The following is a 17,533-nucleotide window of genomic DNA, read 5'->3' on the forward strand; positions in this document are numbered from 1 at the left end:
TAATAAGCCAATAAAAAGCCAGTTAACATTCATGTTAACTGGCTTTTTATTGATGGTGTCACTGTTTAATTAGCGTCGTAATGCGTTTAGCTTTAGCATTGGGGATAGGAAAACTCAGATGATATTGAGCAATTTTCCAGCCTTTTGTGGTGTTAACTAAAGCGCCAGTACCTCGGCTAATCCCATATTCGGGGCTGTATAATTGTTCGTCAAACACCACCACATCTTCAATTTGCAATAGATGGCGGGCTTGTAAGTCATAACGCCAGCCTTGGGTTGGCGATGCATATCGCCTAAAGTGCACCATATTCCAACGTTCTGTGGCATCAGTCCCTATAAAAGCGGCATCAGGATGGTACAAGTCAAAATAGGTATCCCAATCAGCAGACATCGCACTTTCATGAAGTTGATTTAAAAGACTATTAATTTGTTGGCTGTCTTCATCGGTTAACCCTTGGCTATCAAGGGGGAGATCTAACGGGGTTAAGTGTGTAATAGCTGCAGCCCCATCACTGTGCTGTTGGCTTCTCATTGTTTTTGTAGGTTCAGAAACCTCTGAGTCAAGTTGTTGTTCCGTATTTGCATAGAGCTCAAATGCAGTGACAGTCGTGACAAGTACCGCAATGAATCCTAATTTATGAATAATGGATTGCATGATTTCTCCTTGAAAGGTGACGCGTAAATAGTCGTGTTTTTAATGTTTAAAGATCATTTTTAAAATCTAAATCACTGTTATTGCCAGTGAATGGGATCGAGTCGATAAAATTGGCTCAACTCTTGATAGAGCTTGGGGTGCGCGCGTGAGAAATCGATTGGTCGCTCAAAAAACACCTCACTGATGACGGCAAAGAATTCACCAGGATTAGTGGCGCCATAATAGTCAAACAATGAAGGCTGTTGATGTTGGGCGGCATATTGCAGTTGATTGAATTCATGACTTAACACCTCTGACCATTTTGGATAAGCACTGATATCCCCCAAAATGGGGGCGCCGTTAGCTGTGCCATTTTCTTGATCTAGCTGATGGGCAAATTCATGAATAACCACATTGGTACCATCGAAAGGATTTGCTGCGCCTGCTAAGGTGCTATTCCAAGATAACACCACCTTGCCAAGCTCCCAAGACTGACCCAGTAATACTTGTCTTTGCCTCGATTCGACGCCGGCGAAGTCGGTCTGATTTTGCTCCATAATAAAGGCGTTGGGGTAGACTAAAATTTGTTTGAGCTTAGGGTAGTAATCAGTATTGCGATTTAGCAGCAACAGGCAAGCTTGAGCGGCAATAGTCACTTTGACTTCATCGGTAATCATAAAGCCATCGCAGCCCACAAACTCTTTCTCGGCGATAAACACTTGGATGTGTTTTTTTAATTGCAGCTGAAGGTCTGCAGGCATAGCTTTGAAATAAGGAAAGCGCGACTTTAAAATGTGTCGCCATGCCTTTGGAAAAGCCTGAGCCTTGATGCTGCGCCGCCTAAGGCTTGCACGCCAGTTGTGGCTCGTTATCCAAAATATGGCCCCGATTGCTGAGATAACCAATAGTATGATGGCCAGCATTATTATCCTAGAAACTGTGTCTTAGATAAGGTTATTGGGTACAATTGGGGCAATTTCAAGCAGAGAGCTAAATAAAGTGCAGCAAGAGCAATTAATTGAGGCCATCAATCAAACCATGCCATTTGGTAAATACGCCGGGCGTAAATTGCTCATGTTACCTGAGCCTTATCTGGTGTGGTTTCATGGCAATGGCTTCCCCCAAGGTAAGCTAGGCGAGCAGTTAGCCTTGATGTATGAAGTCAAGCTGAATGGTTTAGAGGCCATGCTGATGCCGTTATTAAAGAAATAACAATAGAAAAAAAGCATCAACACAGCATGAGTTCACTGAGTTTGTCAAGGCTGGCAGAGGGACTTTGTCATCTCAAAGCCTGTGATGACTTGGGCTAACTTATTTTGAAAACTCTTACCTTGGTGAATAAAGCCATGGCGTTCGAATAACCCTTTGGACAGATAAGACGCATCCGTGCTGAGCTGCTTATAGCCTTCTGCTGAGGCCCAATTCTGCGCGCACAATATCAACTTGCTCCCAAGGTGCAGCCCTTGTGCCAGTGGATGGACATATAAATGGCTGATATAACCTTGGCGCTTAAATTGAGTCTCTAAACTGATAAAACCCACCAATTTACCACTATTGTAAGCCGTTTCGTTTTCGCTTTCTGCTGTGATTGGCGCCGCAAGTTCGAGTATCAGCCAAGTTTTGCCGTACTTTAACTGATTGAGCCAATGCCTCGCCGAACGGGGCGCCTTTGACCAAGCCTGTAATTGAGCCTGATTATACCTAGGGTGGCGAATACTGCTCACGGCGTGATGGAACAAGGTACTTATCTGCGCAGCGTATTGACTCGCTTCATTTTTTTTATAGGCAACGAGTCGATACTGAGATGCTTGCATTTGGTTAACCTTTGACGGCATGTCTGATGTAATGCACGTTGGGGGGGAAGTTTTCAGTTAATAAATGTCCTTTCTCACCGATAAAGTCTACAAAGGCTTCAGGTAGGGTGGTTTTAGGTAAGTTTTTGAACCACAACGCATTCAGTAGTCCATGATAACCTTCCTTGCCCGATGCCGTGTAAGCCGTCGAAACCCCAATATAAAGGCTGTCTGGGCAAATGGCTCGCCACTGACCTTGCTTATGCAGCTCTATCTTAGTGATGCGCTGTCCTTGAGCTTGAGTGCCATCATAAAAATAGCGAATGCCATAGGGGTAGGGGAAGCTACCTGCACCTGTGCCCGTGGCATCGTTATTGGTGGCGCCATTGATGCAGCTTTCTAATATATCAAAAAGATGGGCACCTTTAAGCTGGTAGGCCACTAAAGGCAGTTCGAAGGGCAAAATTCGCCCTAATACGTCGGCCATGGTGAGTTGTCCTCTGGTCAAAGACTGGCGAACACCGCCGGCATTATGCAGCGCGAAATCAAGCTCTGGGATCTGCTTTTTGGCCATCTTATACATGCTGCGACTGACCCAAGGCGCGATTTCACTGCCATGGGGATGATGACGGCTCGGCAGGCGAGTATGGATAAAGTCTCTGGGCACATGGCCCAGCACTTGTGATTCAAGGGCATCCAATGCCGGTCTATATTGAGTCTGAATAACGCTATCTAAATTATCATCTTGCTCATTACCCAGTATGCCGGGGTGGTTTCGCAGTAAAGTTTCAAGTTGGTGCTGGATATGATTAGGCACAGCTTCATCTGCTAGGGTCGTGATCTCAAGCTCATCATCTAACATAAAGAAGTTGTTGCCACTAAGGGATGTAAGCTTACCACTTTGATCAAATTCAATTTCTGCAAGACCTAATGTTTCAGCGTATTTACCTGCATGCACTATGGCTGTGCCACCTTGGCGTTCACCATAGGCCAATTGACTCAGCCCAAGGACATTAAAGTCTCCTTGCAGCGTATGTGAATGGCCGCCCACAATTAAGCTGATATCGGGGACAAGATTGGCAAGTTCCCTGTCTTGGTCAAGGCCTAAATGACTCAGCACTATAATGTGATGTATTCCCTGAGCTTTAAGGTGTTTTACAGTGCGCTCAGTGGTGGCGATGGCATCGATAAAATGGGTATCGGGATCGGGGCGGGCGATTAACGCCATCTGATCTAAGGTTATCCCCACGATAGCAAGCTGGGTATCATGGAAAGGTTTAACAATGACCTTAGCAAGCTTAAGTTCGGCATCATAATCATAGAGCATAGGGTGACCATTGAGCCGGCCCGGTTTGGTTAAGTCTTCTTGGCTTAAATCCATATTGCCAGCAAGCAAAGGAAACTCAATGCGATTTAAAAAGGCCTGCACTGGGCCATTACCCGCATCGATTTCATGATTGCCAAGCACCATGGCGTCAGGCGCGAGTAAATTCAATAAATGGGCGTTGGCCGAACCTTGAAATTCTCTGAAATACAATGTGCCTTGGAAACTGTCACCGGCATGGAGAAACAAGAAGGCATTACTTTTTGCTTTAGCCGCTTGCCTAGCCTGATTGATTTGAAATGATAATCTAGCGTATCCACCTGATTTAGCGTTGATTTTATATTGACACCCTTGATGCGCTAATGAGAATTGCACGGCACTGGCTTCAAAGTTTGAGTGGGTGTCATTGATATGGGCAAGGCTGAGTGTATAACGAGTGTTCAATCTGGTGTCCTATCTAGTGCTATGGCAGTTAGCTATTGAAACTATGATCCTAACATTGTTTGTCATTAAGAAGTGAAGACTAAGGCATTGATGGTGATTTTTTGACCCATACTTTAGGTTGTTTGCTAGCTAATCTAGGCTAGCATCTGTATAATTCGCCGCCCTGTTACAGGTTTTGGCGTTAGAGGTTAGGCAGATGAGCGAGAAAAAAATCAATTTATTAGATCTTGATCGTAAAGGTTTACGGGCTTTATTTACCGAAATGGGGGAAAAACCCTTTCGTGCAGATCAGCTAATGAAATGGATTTATCATTTTGGTGTCAGTGATTTCGAGGAAATGACCAACATCAATAAAGTATTACGCTCAAAACTGGCCGAGCGCTGCGTTATTGTGGCGCCGGAGATCGCAAGCTTCCAAAAATCTGCCGATGGCACCATTAAATTTGCCATCAATGTGGGCCAAGGCCAAGAAGTCGAAACCGTGTATATTCCAGAAGATGACAGAGCCACCTTATGTGTGTCTTCTCAGGTTGGCTGTGCCTTGGAGTGTACTTTCTGTTCAACCGGCCAGCAAGGCTTTAACCGTAACTTAACCGTGTCGGAAATCGTCGGTCAAATTTGGCGAGTGGCTCAATTCTTAGGCTTTGTTAAAACCACAGGCGAGCGTCCTATCACTAACGTGGTGATGATGGGCATGGGTGAACCCTTGCTTAACCTGAAAAACGTGATCCCTGCGATGGATATCATGTTAGATGATTTCGGCTTTAGCTTGTCTAAGCGCCGAGTGACCCTATCGACTTCGGGTGTAGTACCTGCATTGGATATTTTAGGTGATTCTATCGATGTGGCCTTAGCTGTGAGCATTCATGCGCCCAATGATGAGCTGCGTGACATACTTGTGCCAGTGAATAAGAAGTACCCTTTGGCGGAATTCTTAGGGGGTATTCGTCGTTATATTGCTAAGTCTAATGCCAATCGCGGCCGTGTAACTGTGGAATATGTGATGCTTGATCACATCAACGACAGTACAGAGCAAGCCCATGAACTGGCTAAATTAATGAAAGACACTCCTTGTAAGGTTAATTTAATCCCGTTTAACCCATACCCAGGTTCGCCTTATGGTCGCTCGTCTAATTCTCGCATCGACAGATTTTCAAAAGTGCTGATGGAATACGGCTTCACTGTCATAGTGCGTAAGACTCGTGGTGATGATATCGATGCCGCTTGTGGGCAGCTTGCTGGCGACATTCGTGACAGAACTAAGCGTTTAGCAAAAAAACGCATGCAAGAGAACCAAATATCGGTCACAATGGATTAACTCTTTGTTTGATCGAACTAATAGGCTGACACATTATGTACGGATTACAGAAAGTTTGCCTTATCATTGCCACCCTGTCGTTAACGACAGGGTGTATCACTGAAAGCACTTACCGCGGCACTGATGTTCAGGTCTCTGAACGTAAGTTAGATAAACTCGCCGCCGCCCGTGAGCGGATGCAGTTAGGACTCACTTACCTGAATCGGGGTAATCCTGAACAAGCGAAATACAACCTTGATAAAGCCGTCGAATACGCACCAGAGCACAGCGATGTGTATGTGGCGCTCGCCTATTATTATCAGACGGTTGGCGATCTTATTCGTACCGAAGAAGCTTATCAAACCGCCATCAATGCCTCTGATGCCACTGGCGATGCCAAGAACAACTTTGGGGTGTTTTTGTGTCAGCAAAAGAAGTACCCTGAATCAGAAACCATGATTCTGGCTGCGATTAATACCCCTAAGTACACCCGCACTGCATCAAGCTATGAAAACTTAGGTTTATGCAGCCGTGCGGCCGGAAAATTAGAAAAAGCGCGACAGTATTTTGAGATAGCGTTACAGTATGACCCAAGACGAGAAGTCGCCTTATTAGAATTAACTGAATTAGCCATACTTGACGGCAATTATTCTATGGCGCGAGAGCAATTAGCGCATTATCATAATAGGGTCAATGAGTCGCCTCAAAGCTTAGCTTTGGGGATTAAAATTGAGCAGGCCGTCAGTGACTTCGACGCTGCTAAACGATTTGGTATAGTGTTACTGGCCAAATTCCCCGCATCCACCCAAGCACAAGAATACAGAGCTAATTTGCAGTAATGACAAATAATGAATTAGATTTAAATACCACAGAGCAAGTAGACCCATCTTCGGATATCACTACGGTCGGTGCTGTGTTACGTAAAGCGCGAGAAAGCAAAGGCTTAAGCATTCAAGAGGTGGCGCTTCAGCTTCACCTTAGGCCCAGTGTTATTGTCGATATAGAAAATGACAAGTTTGATGCTATGTCCTCGGCAACCTATGTGCGCGGCTATGTAAAAAACTATGCACGTTTTGTCGCTGCCGATATAGAGTTGATTAAAACCTGCCTCACTCAGCAGTTGCCTCAAGAAGCGCCGCCGAGCATGCAAAGTTTTTCCCGTAAAACCACAAAACAAGCCCGTGATAAGCGTTTGTTGATCTTCACCTATATTATTGTGTCTACTTTACTGGCCTTATTAGTGCTTTGGTGGGTACAAAAATCTACTTTATTAAGTGATGTCGACGTGTCCCAGCCAAGCATGGAAGAAGTGGCTGCAACCGAGCAAGAACACGCGCTTGAAGCCTTTGAAATCAGCCAGCGTGCCCTGCCTCTGCCTGATTTGCCTTTAGTGACTTCTGATGCAGACTCTGTCACTGAGTCAGGAACCGAAGTTAATAAAGGCGCGGAAAGTGACCTAGACACGAATACCACAGCACTTTCTGGGGGAACGGTGACAACAGAAAACCCCCTAATTCAAGGCCAAAGCCTAGAAAGTGTTATGCCTGAAGCTGGGATTGCATCTTTACCAGCCACAGGGAATACGGCGTTAGTCGAAAATTCAGTGTCAAATTCAGTGTCAAATAATGAGGCTCAAGCTAAACCGCTGATTTCAGACGTCGAGCAGTCAAGTGTGGCAAGCCTTGCTGAAGGCGATAGATTGAGTGTCGAACTTACCGGTGACAGCTGGATGAAAGTGGTTGATAGCACTGGTAAAGTGCTGATCGATGGTGTGAAAACGCCAGGCCGCACTATTGCGGTGTCCGGCAAAGCTCCCTTTAGTTTAATCTTAGGTGCACCTAAATTTGTCAGCTTGTCATTTAATGGTGAACAGGTCGACTTGAGCCAGTATTTAGATGGCCGTGTTGCCAGATTCACTATCCCTGAAGCGTAGAGTGGCGTTATCTAGCCAGACTTAGGTATAATGGCCGCCGGCTTGCCAGTAGTAGAGAACCAGCATGTATAGCGAAACACCAATTAAACGTCGTCCTTCCAGCCGCATTTACGTGGGCAAAGTGCCTATCGGTGATGGTGCACCTATTGCCGTCCAGTCGATGACTAACACTAAGACTACCGATGTTGAGGCAACCATTGCCCAAATTCGTGCCTTAGAAAAAGTCGGTGCTGACATAGTGCGTGTTTCTGTGCCTACCATGGACGCCGCCGAAGCCTTTAAAATCATCAAGCAATCAGTCAATGTGCCCCTAGTGGCTGACATTCATTTCGATTACCGTATCGCCTTAAAAGTGGCTGAGTACGGCGTAGATTGCTTAAGAATTAATCCTGGCAATATCGGTAACGAACAACGCATACGCAGCGTAGTAGAATGTGCTCGTGATAACAACATTCCCATTCGTATTGGGGTTAACGGTGGCTCCCTCGAAAAAGATTTGATGGACAAATACCGTGAACCGACACCGCAAGCCCTGTTAGAGTCGGCCATGCGTCATGTGGATATTTTAGATAGGCTGAATTTTGATCAATTTAAGGTCAGCGTGAAAGCCTCAGACGTATTTTTGGCGGTAGAGTCTTATCGTTTGTTGGCTAAACAAATTCGTCAACCATTACATCTTGGCATAACTGAAGCCGGTGGATTGCGTGCAGGTTCGGTGAAATCCGCTGTCGGCCTTGGGATGTTATTGGCTGAGGGAATAGGCGATACTATCCGTATTTCACTGGCCGCCGATCCTATTGAAGAAATTAAAGTGGGTTTTGATATTCTTAAATCACTGCGTATTCGTAGCCGTGGGATTAACTTTATTGCTTGTCCATCTTGCTCTCGCCAAGAATTTGATGTGATCAATACGGTGAATGAGCTCGAACGTCGCCTTGAAGATCTTGTGACCCCTATGGATGTATCCATTATAGGTTGCGTGGTCAACGGACCAGGTGAAGCATTAGTGTCCCATATAGGCTTGACCGGTGGCGCCAACAAAAGTGGCTATTATGACGATGGCGTGCGCCAGAAAGAGCGTTTTGACAACCTGAACTTGGTTGACTCACTGGAAGCCAAAATTCGCGCTAAGGCAAGCTTGATGGCTAATCGCATTGCGATTTCAGACAAGACAGATTAACAAATCATATTTGATGCCTTAGGGACGCAGTAGTGGCCTAAGGCAGTTTATTTTTACATCGAAGAATCGGATAATTACAGTGGCTAAGCAGATCCAAGCAATTCGCGGAATGAATGACATTCTGCCCACCCAAAGCCCTCTATGGCAAAAAGTAGAAGCCGTTTTGCGTTCATCTGTGAGTGCTTATGGTTACAGCGAAATTCGCACTCCAATCGTAGAAAGTACCGATCTTTTTAAACGCTCTATTGGTGAAGTTACTGATATTGTTGAAAAAGAAATGTACACTTTCGAAGACAGAAACAGCGACAGTTTAACCTTGCGGCCTGAAGGCACGGCTTCGACAGTGCGAGCAGGTAACGAACATGGCTTACTCTATAACCAAGAGCAGCGTTTGTGGTACATGGGTCCTATGTTTCGTCATGAACGCCCTCAAAAAGGCCGCTACCGTCAATTTCATCAGTTTGGTGTTGAAGTCTATGGTATAGGCACTGCGGATATTGACGCTGAAGTCTTGATGCTGTCGGCGCGTTTATGGCAACAGCTTGGCATTGATGAGCATGTGAGTCTCGAGCTTAACACCCTTGGGGATCCTAGCGAACGCGCGGCCTATCGTGATGCGTTAATTGCTTTCCTTGAGCAACACAAGGACAAGCTGGATGAAGACAGTCAGCGCAGAATGTATTCTAATCCACTGCGTGTCCTAGACACTAAAGACAGCCAAGTGCAAGCTCTGCTTGCCGATGCACCGGCTTTGATGGATTACTTAGGCGAAGAGTCGAAAACACATTTTTCAACCTTATGTGAACTCTTGGACGCCGTTGGCATCCAATACCGAGTTAATCCGCGTTTAGTGCGCGGCTTAGATTATTATAATCGCACCGTGTTTGAATGGGTCACGACGAGCCTGGGCTCTCAGGGGACTGTGCTTGCCGGTGGTCGTTATGATGGTCTAGTGGGGCAGTTGGGCGGGAAAGACACGCCTGCTGTGGGTTTTGCCATGGGGCTTGAGCGAATCGTATTATTGCTTGAAACCTTAGGGCTTAACCAAGATATCGCTCCTGAAGTGGATGTGTATGTGACCGCCATGGGGGATTCATGCTTAGTTGAAGCCTTTAAAGTTGCCCAAGAATTACGTCAGGCTTTGCCTGGACTTAAAGTCATGAGTCATTGTGGTGGTGGTAACGTTAAGAAGCAGATGAAGCGTGCGGATAAGAGCGGCGCCGCTTATGCCATCATAATCGGTGAAAATGAGCTTGCCAATAATCAAGTGGCCATCAAACCGTTACGAAATAATAACCAACAAGAATTAGTTGCCAGAGACGCTCTGGCTGAAACCATTTCAGCATTGATTTAATAGGGGAAGTGCAGTGGAAATTTATAGCACAGAAGAACAACAAGTAGATGCTATCAAGCAGTTTTGGAAAGATTATGGCGTGTCGATTGCGCTGGGCGCCGTAGTGGGCCTAGGCGGTTTATATGGGTGGAATACCTATTCAGAGCACAAGGTTGCCAGTGCTGAGCTTGCCTCAGAATCCTTTCAATCTATCGCGCTGGATGCGGAAAATAGCCCCAATGTGATGATGGCTGCCGTCGAGTTTGAAAAAAATCACGATCAACAGGGCTACCAAGCTTTGTTGCAGTTTATGTTGGCAAAATCCGCTGTTGAAGCGGGTGATTTGGAAAAAGCCGAACAAGCTTATACGAAAGTGATAGCCGCAAAACCTGCAGCAGGCCTTGATATGATAGCGGCACTGCGTTTATCACGAGTGCAAGCAGAACAAGGTAACTTGGGCATGGCACTGGCCACGCTTGAACACGTAACAGACAGCGCTTATGCTGCTCAACGTGATGAATTGAAAGGCGATTTCTACGCCCGCCAAGGTGAGTTTGATAAAGCAAAAAATGCCTATCAAGCCGCAGTCACCTTAGGTGGCACCTTAGCAAGCCCCGCGCTGCAAATGAAATTAGACAGCCTTAACAAAGCATAAGGAAGTGGTTATGCAATCCTTGTATAAGAATTTACTGGCCGCAGGGCTCAGTATTGCGCTGGTTACGGCTTGTTCATCAAATGATGTTGAAGAAGAGCTCGTCAGTGAGTTAGTCGAAATTGACGCTAAAATATTCCCTGAAGTTAGCTGGAGTGAAAGCCTAGGTGATGGGGTTGAAGATTACTATTCTCGCCTCAAGCCTGTGGTGCGCTATGGCAAGATATTCGCCGCAGACCGCAGTGGTGAAGTTGCTGCTTTCGATGAAGCCAGTGGCGAGACTGTGTGGACTAAAGACTTTGCCGATGAATTTGGTGATAGTTTACTGTCAAAGTCTAAAGGCGTACGTTTAGCGGCAGGTGTTGTGGCTGCGCGCAATAAAGTCTTTGTTGGCGGTGAGAGCGGCCTGTTAGTGGCATTAAATGCCGATGATGGCGCTACCATTTGGTCCGTTGTTGCTGGCGGTGAATTGCTGTCTGCACCTACGGTTGCCGAAGACGTTGTTGTGGTTAACACAAGTAAAGGCACTTTCGAAGCGTACAATATCGATGACGGCACTCGGCTTTGGAGCTATGAAATGCAGTTGCCTAAGTTGACGCTCAGAGGCACAAGCTCTGCAAGCTATGAAGCGGGCGGTTTCTTCTTAGGTACCGCGGACGGCAAAATTGCTGTGGTCGTTAAAAAGAATGGTCAAGCAGCGTGGGAGCAGCCAATTTATGCGCCAACGGGGGGTAATGAATTTACTCGCATGGCCGATGTGGACATGACACCGTTAATTTCTGGCGATAATTTATACGCAGTCAGTTACAATGGTAACTTGGTATCGATGGAAATGCGCAGTGGACGCACCATTTGGACCCGTAAGTATTCGAGCTTCAATGAGTTAGCCTCAGCAGGCTTAAGTTTATACTTGGTTGATGATCGTAGCCGTGTCTATGCCGTCGATAAGCGCAATGGCTTAGAGCTATGGAGTAATTCGACACTTAAAAACCGCGAGCTGACTTCTCCAGCGGTTGTCGGTGAATACGTAATAGTAGGCGACTTGGAAGGCTATTTACACTTTATTAGTCGTGACACGGGTGAGGTAGTAGGCCGTGTTCAAGTCGACAGTGATGGATTATTTAGTCAGCCTGAAGTGGTTGATGGTAAAATTTATGTTCAAGGCCGTAGCGGCATGATCGCTCAGGTAATCCTTCCATAAATTAAAGGGTTACCCCTTGTTGATAGCCCCTGGATTTGAATTCCGGGGGCTTTTTATTGATATGTTTTTAGAGGCAAAAAAATGATCCCTGTAGTGGCCCTTGTAGGGCGACCTAACGTCGGCAAATCGACATTGTTTAATCGTCTGACTCGCACACGTGATGCGCTGGTTGCCGATTTTCCAGGTTTAACTCGTGACCGCAAGTATGGCAGAGCGTTTTTATCTGGCTATGAATTTATTGTGGTTGATACCGGCGGTATCGATGGCTCAGAAGAAGGGATCGAAACCAAGATGGCTGAGCAGTCCTTGGCTGCCATCGAAGAAGCGGATGTGGTGTTGTTCTTAACTGACGCTCGCGCCGGATTAACCTCTGCAGATCTTGCGATTGCACAGCATTTACGTAGCCGTGATAAGACGACTTTCGTGGTTGCCAATAAAGTCGATGGTATCGATGCTGACTCTGTCTGCGGTGAATTTTGGGCACTGGGTTTAGGTGAAGTGTACCAGATGGCAGCGGCCCAAGGTCGCGGCGTGACCAATATGATCGAGTATGCATTGGCGCCTTACGCTGAAGCCATGGGTTTGAATCGTGATGATGACGAACAAGCCATTGAAGAAGAACGTGAATACACCGAAGAAGAAGCTGAAGCCGAGCAGAAGCGTCTACAAGACTTGCCTATCAAGCTTGCCATTATTGGTAAGCCAAACGTGGGCAAATCGACCTTAATCAACCGTATTCTAGGTGAAGAGCGGGTGGTGGTGTATGACGCACCGGGCACAACCCGTGACAGTATTTACATTCCAATGGAACGTGAAGGCCGTGAATACGTGCTTATTGACACAGCCGGTGTACGTCGTCGCAGCAAAGTGCATGAAGTGATTGAAAAATTCTCAGTCATCAAGACACTTAAAGCCGTTGAAGATGCCAACGTGGTACTGCTGGTTGTCGATGCCCGCGAAGGTATTGCCGAGCAAGACTTAGGTTTATTGGGTTTCACCTTGAATGCGGGCCGTGCATTAGTCATCGCGGTTAACAAGTGGGATGGCATAGATCAAACGGTTAAGGACAGAGTGAAGAGCGAGCTTGATAGACGCTTAGGCTTTATCGACTTTGCCAAAATTCACTTTATTTCTGCGCTGCACGGCACGGGTGTTGGTCATTTATATGAGTCAATCGAAGAAGCTTATGACAGTGCGACACGCCGCGTCAGTACTTCTATGTTGACTCGTGTGATGCAAATGTCACAGGACGATCATCAGCCACCTCTGGTTAATGGTCGCCGTGTTAAGCTTAAATATGCCCACGCCGGTGGTTATAACCCACCTATTATCGTGGTTCATGGTAATCAGGTGAGCAAGCTGCCTGATTCATACAAGCGTTATATGATGAATTACTTCCGCCGTTCATTGAAAGTCGTTGGTACCCCAATTCAGATCCGTTTCCAAGAAGGTGATAACCCCTTCGAAGGTAAGGTGGATAAATTAACTATGGGTCAAGAGCGTCGTCGTAAGCGTGCCTTAAGCCATATTAATGACAGAAAGACCAAAGGCGAATAACCACATCAGCCTTGCAGGGTGTGCGAATGCTTAACCTTAAAGCCTGACTCGTTCAGGCTTTTTTATGTCTAAAAACTTTTGTCTAGAAGAATCAGTGCCTAGGAGAATATGCGTGCAACAAGCCATAGTGGGTTACCATCAAGATGATGAGCAGCATTGGGTGTCGGTATTAAAATGCGGGCATTTTCAGCACGTTAGGCATAACCCACCTTGGACCCTAAGGCCTTGGGTAATCACCCAAGCGGGCAGAGATAGCATGCTAGGGCATGAGCTTAACTGCAAAAAATGCGATTCTGGAGCGTTGAAAGACGTTAAATATATGGAATAAAGGGATGGGAACTGTAAACACTTAGCCCCTCACCCATATATTTTTAGTCCATCTACCATTAACGCCTTTCTCTATCGCTGCGCCTTTCATTGCCACTGTGTTCTCTATCACTGCGTCTTTCATTGCTAGTGTGTTCTCTATTGCTGCGCTGCATCTGATTAGATCCCCTGTCTTGCTGTTTTCTTACGGGCTCAGCATGGTCTCTCGTTTTGATAGCCTGTACAGGCTTATGAGTGACTTGAGCGCGGTTATCGCGACCAAGCTTGTCATTGGAATGACTTTGCTGCGAGCGATCAGCTTGCCTTAATGCATGCTGCGTTCTTTTTTCATATGGCGACCCTTTATCATACTGTGATGCTTGGCTTCGGGACTCATGCTTTGATGAGGCTGGCTGTTTGAAGCTCGATTTGTCATGGGTAATTTGCTGCCTGCTTGGCGCTTTTTGGTGGTGATTTTGTTGCAAGTCGGAATGGGTCCGCTCGAACCTTTCCTTGCTTACACTGCGAGGCGCGGCCATAGTGTGATTTTGTCGGCCCTGACTGTTACTGTTTTGGTACTGACTACCATGGGCGCCCACACTGGTGCTGTGTCTGCGAGATAAGCCACCATCACCATGGCTCACACTGCTTCTGTGGTTAGCCCTGTGATTGCTATTGTGGTGCCAATGCTTGGCGCCTTGGCTGATAAAAATTTGCTGGGGCCTTTGATAATAATGACTATTGTGGTGGGAGGTCACCACCACATGGCGTTTATGCCAATGAAATGCACTGAAGAAAAAATTCACGCCGATATGCACCCCAGTGTCCCAATAAATATGTGCCCTATGACTCGGGCCTGCTATATAACGGCTTGAGCTGATATAGGCAGGTCTATGCCAGTAATGAGGCGGGTGTTGCTGCCAATGCCAATTTCCATAGATGTAGCGGCTGTCATAGTAGGGCAGGTATATCACCTGAGTTTGCACTGGCTCTATGATGATATGCTTCTCTACCCGCCTTACGCGCATATTTTGCAGTTCATTAAGGTTATCAGCGTCATAAGCCTGCTGCCTTAGCACTTGAATCGCATCCAGCACTCTCGCCTCATCTTGAATAAACGCATCCCCTAAAGCTTGGGTCCAGGCCAAGTCTTGACTCATTTTCTGTAGCAAGGAGGGAAAAGCCAATAATGCCTTAATGCTAGGATCCCAAGGCTCAGCTTCTGCGCTGCTCATTAATGCGTTCTGATCCATGCCTTGACGTTGGCTGTGCCAGCGTTCGGCTTGCACCACATCTAAAGGATAAGTGGCGCTAATAAGCACATGAGTTAGCACTGTATCTGGATACAAGGCGATAGGCGCCAGTAGCTGTGCCAACTGCCCTTGAGAGAGCGATGCACTGCTTGAGCTTAACATTGGTGATGCTTGATTAAGCCCAGTTGCAGCCAAGGCTAAACTGGGTGATGCGGCAGCGCTTAAGTTGCTAAAAGCTGTGCAACACAGCCCAACAAGGAGTAGGGCATTTCTGTTCAATAAGTTCATATCTTCTCCAAAACCTGTTCGGGTATGGGAAGATAGTAGGTTACCCAAGCTGAACGTAAGCTGAAGGGCGGAAAACGATGGCGCAGATTAACTCGGGAAGCTGAAGCTAAATTTAGCGCCACCTAAATAGGCTGATTGAGAGACGCTTAACTGGCCTTGATAACTGGTGACTAAATCCAGACTAATCGCTAGACCTATCCCGTGGCCTTGGGCATAAGTATCGGCCCTGACGCCGCGCTCGAATATGTGCTGCTGCTTTTCTGGGCTTATACCCTCGCCGTCATCTTCTACATGAATGATCACTTGGTTACCGGTACTGAGCACGGTAAGGCGCAGCTGTTGTTTAGCGGCTTTACAGGCGTTATCGAGCACATTACCCAGCATTTCTGTGAGATCGCCTTCATCCCCCCTAAAAATTACCTCTGGATCAATATGGCAATGGATAGCTATATGAGGATAAATTTTATTCAGTGTGCGCCGCAGTTTGTCCGTCACTTGGCTAATGTTAACCCCAAGATGCCAGGCAGAACCCGCCGCGCTTTGGGCACGGCGTAATTGATAACTGATAATGCGATTAATATTCGCCACTTGCTCTTGAGAGCTAGCACTGAGGTCTTGTTGGCTTTGGATAATAGCCAGAGGGGTTTTTAAACTGTGAGCCAAATCAGCTAGCGCATTGCGATAGCGCTGGCGCTGATTTTGCTCATTGCGTAATAAACCATTGAGTTGTTTCGCTACAACCTTAAGTTCTAGGGGGTAATCTTGACTCAGTTGGGTGCCTTGGCCTTGTTCCACCTGATTAAGCTCTTGGGTAAATCGGGCTAAGGGTTTTAGGGTCCAAAGTAGCCAGCTTAACTGCACAGTCAAGAGCACGAATAAGATGACCCACAGCCAATTCCATAATTTAGCGCTGAACGCGTTAATTTGCAGCTGTAAGGATCGCTTGTCCTTAATGATATGTATGGTCACAGGAAAGCTTGATGATGAGTTAACCTCGGCGCCATCTAGGCTGAGATTACTGGCAAAATTTGCGCTAAAACTAAATATTAAATGAGGCTTATCACCAATAAGCAGCTCAGAAAAATACCCTTGGCCCATGGCCGGTTTTGGCAGTCGATAGGGTTTTTCTTTGCCTTGAAAAGATGCCGAAGACCAGACTAAGTGCTGCTTATGGCGCAGGAGTAATTGATCGAGTTTATCATTGTTGGACGGGGCTGAAACCAGAGCGTAAATCCCTGAGTTTATTAGGTTGAAGCGGTTTTCTAATAACACCTCGGGCAAGAGAACTTGGCCTTGTTCGACTTCTGTGATTGCCAATACTGAATACATGTAGGCGCTGAGCTCTTCTTTGGCACTGGCATACATTTGCTCTTTAAAGGCATCGTTGAGAGCAAAACCGATGATCGGCAGCAATAACAATACAAAAAGTAGTCCGCTGACGATAAGGCGCGCCTTGAGTGAACGGCTAAAAATTGACTCAGCTAACCATAGTTGAATGGTGTTATTCGTCATCTGCTTTGACCTGAGATCCAGAAGTCTGCTCTAACGAGGGAGCGGCTTGTAAGAATGGATTTAACCGATAACCTTGGCCGCGCAGTGTCTCAATCAGCTGATATTGGTTATCAGGGTCGAGTTTTTTTCTTAAACGGCGGATAAATACTTCGATGACGTTGGAGTCTAAATCAAAGTCTTGATCGTAAATATGTTCCGTCAATACGGATTTTGATTGAACCTCCCCTGGGTGGAGCATTAAAAACTCAAACAGCTTGTATTCAGAGCTGCTGAGGTTGACAAGCACCTCATGGCGTTTAACCTCCAAGCTGGTAAGGTTCACGCTAAAGGGGCCATTACTCACCAAGGAGCTAGCTTTGCCCGCCGCGCGGCGAATAAGGGCTTTCATTCTGGCCAATAACTCTTCTGGGTGAAAGGGTTTAGTCAGATAATCATCGGCGCCAGCGTCAAGACCGCTGACTTTATCTTGCCAACTGTCTCTGGCGGTAAGCACCAAGATAGGGTAGCTCACCTGGCGCTCCCTTAAGGTTTTGATAAGGCTTATCCCATCAAGCTTTGGCAGACCAATGTCTATAATGGCGGCGTCATAGGGAAACTCTAACCCTTGATACAAGCCAAGTTCTCCGTCTGAGGCGATATCCAAGGAATAGTTGGCATTTTGCAGATGCTGCTTAAGGTTTTGCTGCAGGGCTATGTCATCTTCAACCAGTAATAAGCGCATGTTACATCCTTTTTTGCAGAGCAAGTGGCTGTTTCGATCAAAAGGGAATTATCTTTGTACTAGAACTTAGCCTTGGGTTTAACGTTGGAACTCAAGCTTTCGAAT

The 17,533-nt window shown here is 46.4% G+C and carries 17 protein-coding genes; 10 read left to right on the forward strand and 7 right to left on the reverse strand.

Annotated features, from left to right (window positions below; all coding sequences use genetic code 11):
- Positions 1-58: 58 nt before the first annotated feature.
- Both SDEN_RS06510 and SDEN_RS06515 read right to left on the reverse strand, forming a co-directional pair.
- Complete coding sequence (locus tag SDEN_RS06510) at positions 59-655, reverse strand: nuclear transport factor 2 family protein (RefSeq protein ID WP_011495693.1); 597 nt, start codon at positions 653-655, stop codon at positions 59-61.
- A 77-nt stretch (positions 656-732) separates the two neighbouring features.
- Positions 733-1,557: a M90 family metallopeptidase gene (locus tag SDEN_RS06515; RefSeq protein ID WP_011495694.1), complete on the reverse strand. Its 825-nt coding sequence runs from the start codon at positions 1,555-1,557 to the stop codon at positions 733-735.
- A 76-nt stretch (positions 1,558-1,633) separates the two neighbouring features.
- On the opposite strand from SDEN_RS06515, the gene SDEN_RS06520 reads away from it, so the two are divergent.
- Positions 1,634-1,846 carry a DUF3820 family protein gene (locus SDEN_RS06520; protein ID WP_041406110.1) on the forward strand — a complete coding sequence of 71 codons (213 nt, stop codon included), beginning with the start codon at positions 1,634-1,636 and terminating at the stop codon, positions 1,844-1,846.
- 44 nt (positions 1,847-1,890) lie between these two features.
- On the opposite strand, the gene SDEN_RS06525 is transcribed toward SDEN_RS06520, so the two are convergent.
- A complete protein-coding gene (locus SDEN_RS06525) occupies positions 1,891-2,448 on the reverse strand; it encodes a GNAT family N-acetyltransferase (protein ID WP_011495696.1) in 558 nt (185 codons plus the stop codon).
- 4 nt (positions 2,449-2,452) lie between these two features.
- The gene (locus SDEN_RS06530; protein ID WP_011495697.1) at positions 2,453-4,195 is read right to left on the reverse strand and encodes a bifunctional metallophosphatase/5'-nucleotidase; all 1,743 of its coding nucleotides are present in this window, start codon (positions 4,193-4,195) and stop codon (positions 2,453-2,455) included.
- Between the two features lie 196 nt (positions 4,196-4,391).
- Between SDEN_RS06530 and SDEN_RS06535 the strand changes: the two genes are divergently transcribed.
- The 9 genes from SDEN_RS06535 (at position 4,392) to SDEN_RS06575 (ending at position 13,676) form a co-directional block, all read left to right on the forward strand.
- Complete coding sequence (locus tag SDEN_RS06535) at positions 4,392-5,513, forward strand: bifunctional tRNA (adenosine(37)-C2)-methyltransferase TrmG/ribosomal RNA large subunit methyltransferase RlmN (protein WP_011495698.1); 1,122 nt, start codon at positions 4,392-4,394, stop codon at positions 5,511-5,513.
- Between the two features lie 35 nt (positions 5,514-5,548).
- Complete coding sequence (gene pilW, locus SDEN_RS06540) at positions 5,549-6,331, forward strand: type IV pilus biogenesis/stability protein PilW (RefSeq protein ID WP_011495699.1); 783 nt, start codon at positions 5,549-5,551, stop codon at positions 6,329-6,331.
- Positions 6,331-7,425: a RodZ domain-containing protein gene (locus tag SDEN_RS06545; protein ID WP_011495700.1), complete on the forward strand. Its 1,095-nt coding sequence runs from the start codon at positions 6,331-6,333 to the stop codon at positions 7,423-7,425. Before pilW ends, SDEN_RS06545 begins: the two co-directional genes overlap by 1 nt.
- Before the next feature lie 64 nt (positions 7,426-7,489).
- Positions 7,490-8,605, forward strand: a complete 1,116-nt coding sequence (gene ispG / locus SDEN_RS06550; RefSeq protein ID WP_011495701.1) for a flavodoxin-dependent (E)-4-hydroxy-3-methylbut-2-enyl-diphosphate synthase — start codon at positions 7,490-7,492, stop codon at positions 8,603-8,605.
- Positions 8,606-8,684: 79 nt separating this feature from the next.
- Positions 8,685-9,959: a histidine--tRNA ligase gene (hisS, locus tag SDEN_RS06555; protein ID WP_011495702.1), complete on the forward strand. Its 1,275-nt coding sequence runs from the start codon at positions 8,685-8,687 to the stop codon at positions 9,957-9,959.
- 13 nt (positions 9,960-9,972) lie between these two features.
- Complete coding sequence (locus SDEN_RS06560; RefSeq protein ID WP_011495703.1) at positions 9,973-10,593, forward strand: tetratricopeptide repeat protein; 621 nt, start codon at positions 9,973-9,975, stop codon at positions 10,591-10,593.
- A 10-nt stretch (positions 10,594-10,603) separates the two neighbouring features.
- Positions 10,604-11,791, forward strand: a complete 1,188-nt coding sequence (bamB, locus tag SDEN_RS06565) for an outer membrane protein assembly factor BamB (RefSeq protein ID WP_011495704.1) — start codon at positions 10,604-10,606, stop codon at positions 11,789-11,791.
- Positions 11,792-11,872: 81 nt separating this feature from the next.
- Positions 11,873-13,348: a ribosome biogenesis GTPase Der gene (gene der, locus SDEN_RS06570; RefSeq protein WP_011495705.1), complete on the forward strand. Its 1,476-nt coding sequence runs from the start codon at positions 11,873-11,875 to the stop codon at positions 13,346-13,348.
- 112 nt (positions 13,349-13,460) lie between these two features.
- Complete coding sequence (locus tag SDEN_RS06575) at positions 13,461-13,676, forward strand: DUF3565 domain-containing protein (RefSeq protein ID WP_011495706.1); 216 nt, start codon at positions 13,461-13,463, stop codon at positions 13,674-13,676.
- 58 nt (positions 13,677-13,734) lie between these two features.
- Here SDEN_RS06575 and SDEN_RS19750 read toward each other — a convergent pair whose 3' ends face one another.
- The 3 genes from SDEN_RS19750 to SDEN_RS06590 all read right to left on the reverse strand — a co-directional run bounded on the left by SDEN_RS19750 (position 13,735) and on the right by SDEN_RS06590 (position 17,428).
- On the reverse strand, positions 13,735-15,195 hold the full coding sequence (locus SDEN_RS19750; protein WP_011495707.1) for a DUF3300 domain-containing protein: 1,461 nt from the start codon (positions 15,193-15,195) through the stop codon (positions 13,735-13,737).
- 87 nt (positions 15,196-15,282) lie between these two features.
- A complete protein-coding gene (locus SDEN_RS06585; RefSeq protein WP_011495708.1) occupies positions 15,283-16,707 on the reverse strand; it encodes an ATP-binding protein in 1,425 nt (474 codons plus the stop codon).
- Positions 16,697-17,428 carry a response regulator transcription factor gene (locus SDEN_RS06590; protein ID WP_011495709.1) on the reverse strand — a complete coding sequence of 244 codons (732 nt, stop codon included), beginning with the start codon at positions 17,426-17,428 and terminating at the stop codon, positions 16,697-16,699. The genes SDEN_RS06585 and SDEN_RS06590 overlap by 11 nt, the downstream gene beginning before the upstream one ends.
- Between the last annotated feature and the right edge of the window lie 105 nt (positions 17,429-17,533).

The organism is Shewanella denitrificans OS217, from assembly GCF_000013765.1.
GTDB classification, from domain to species: Bacteria; Pseudomonadota; Gammaproteobacteria; order Enterobacterales; family Shewanellaceae; genus Shewanella; species Shewanella denitrificans.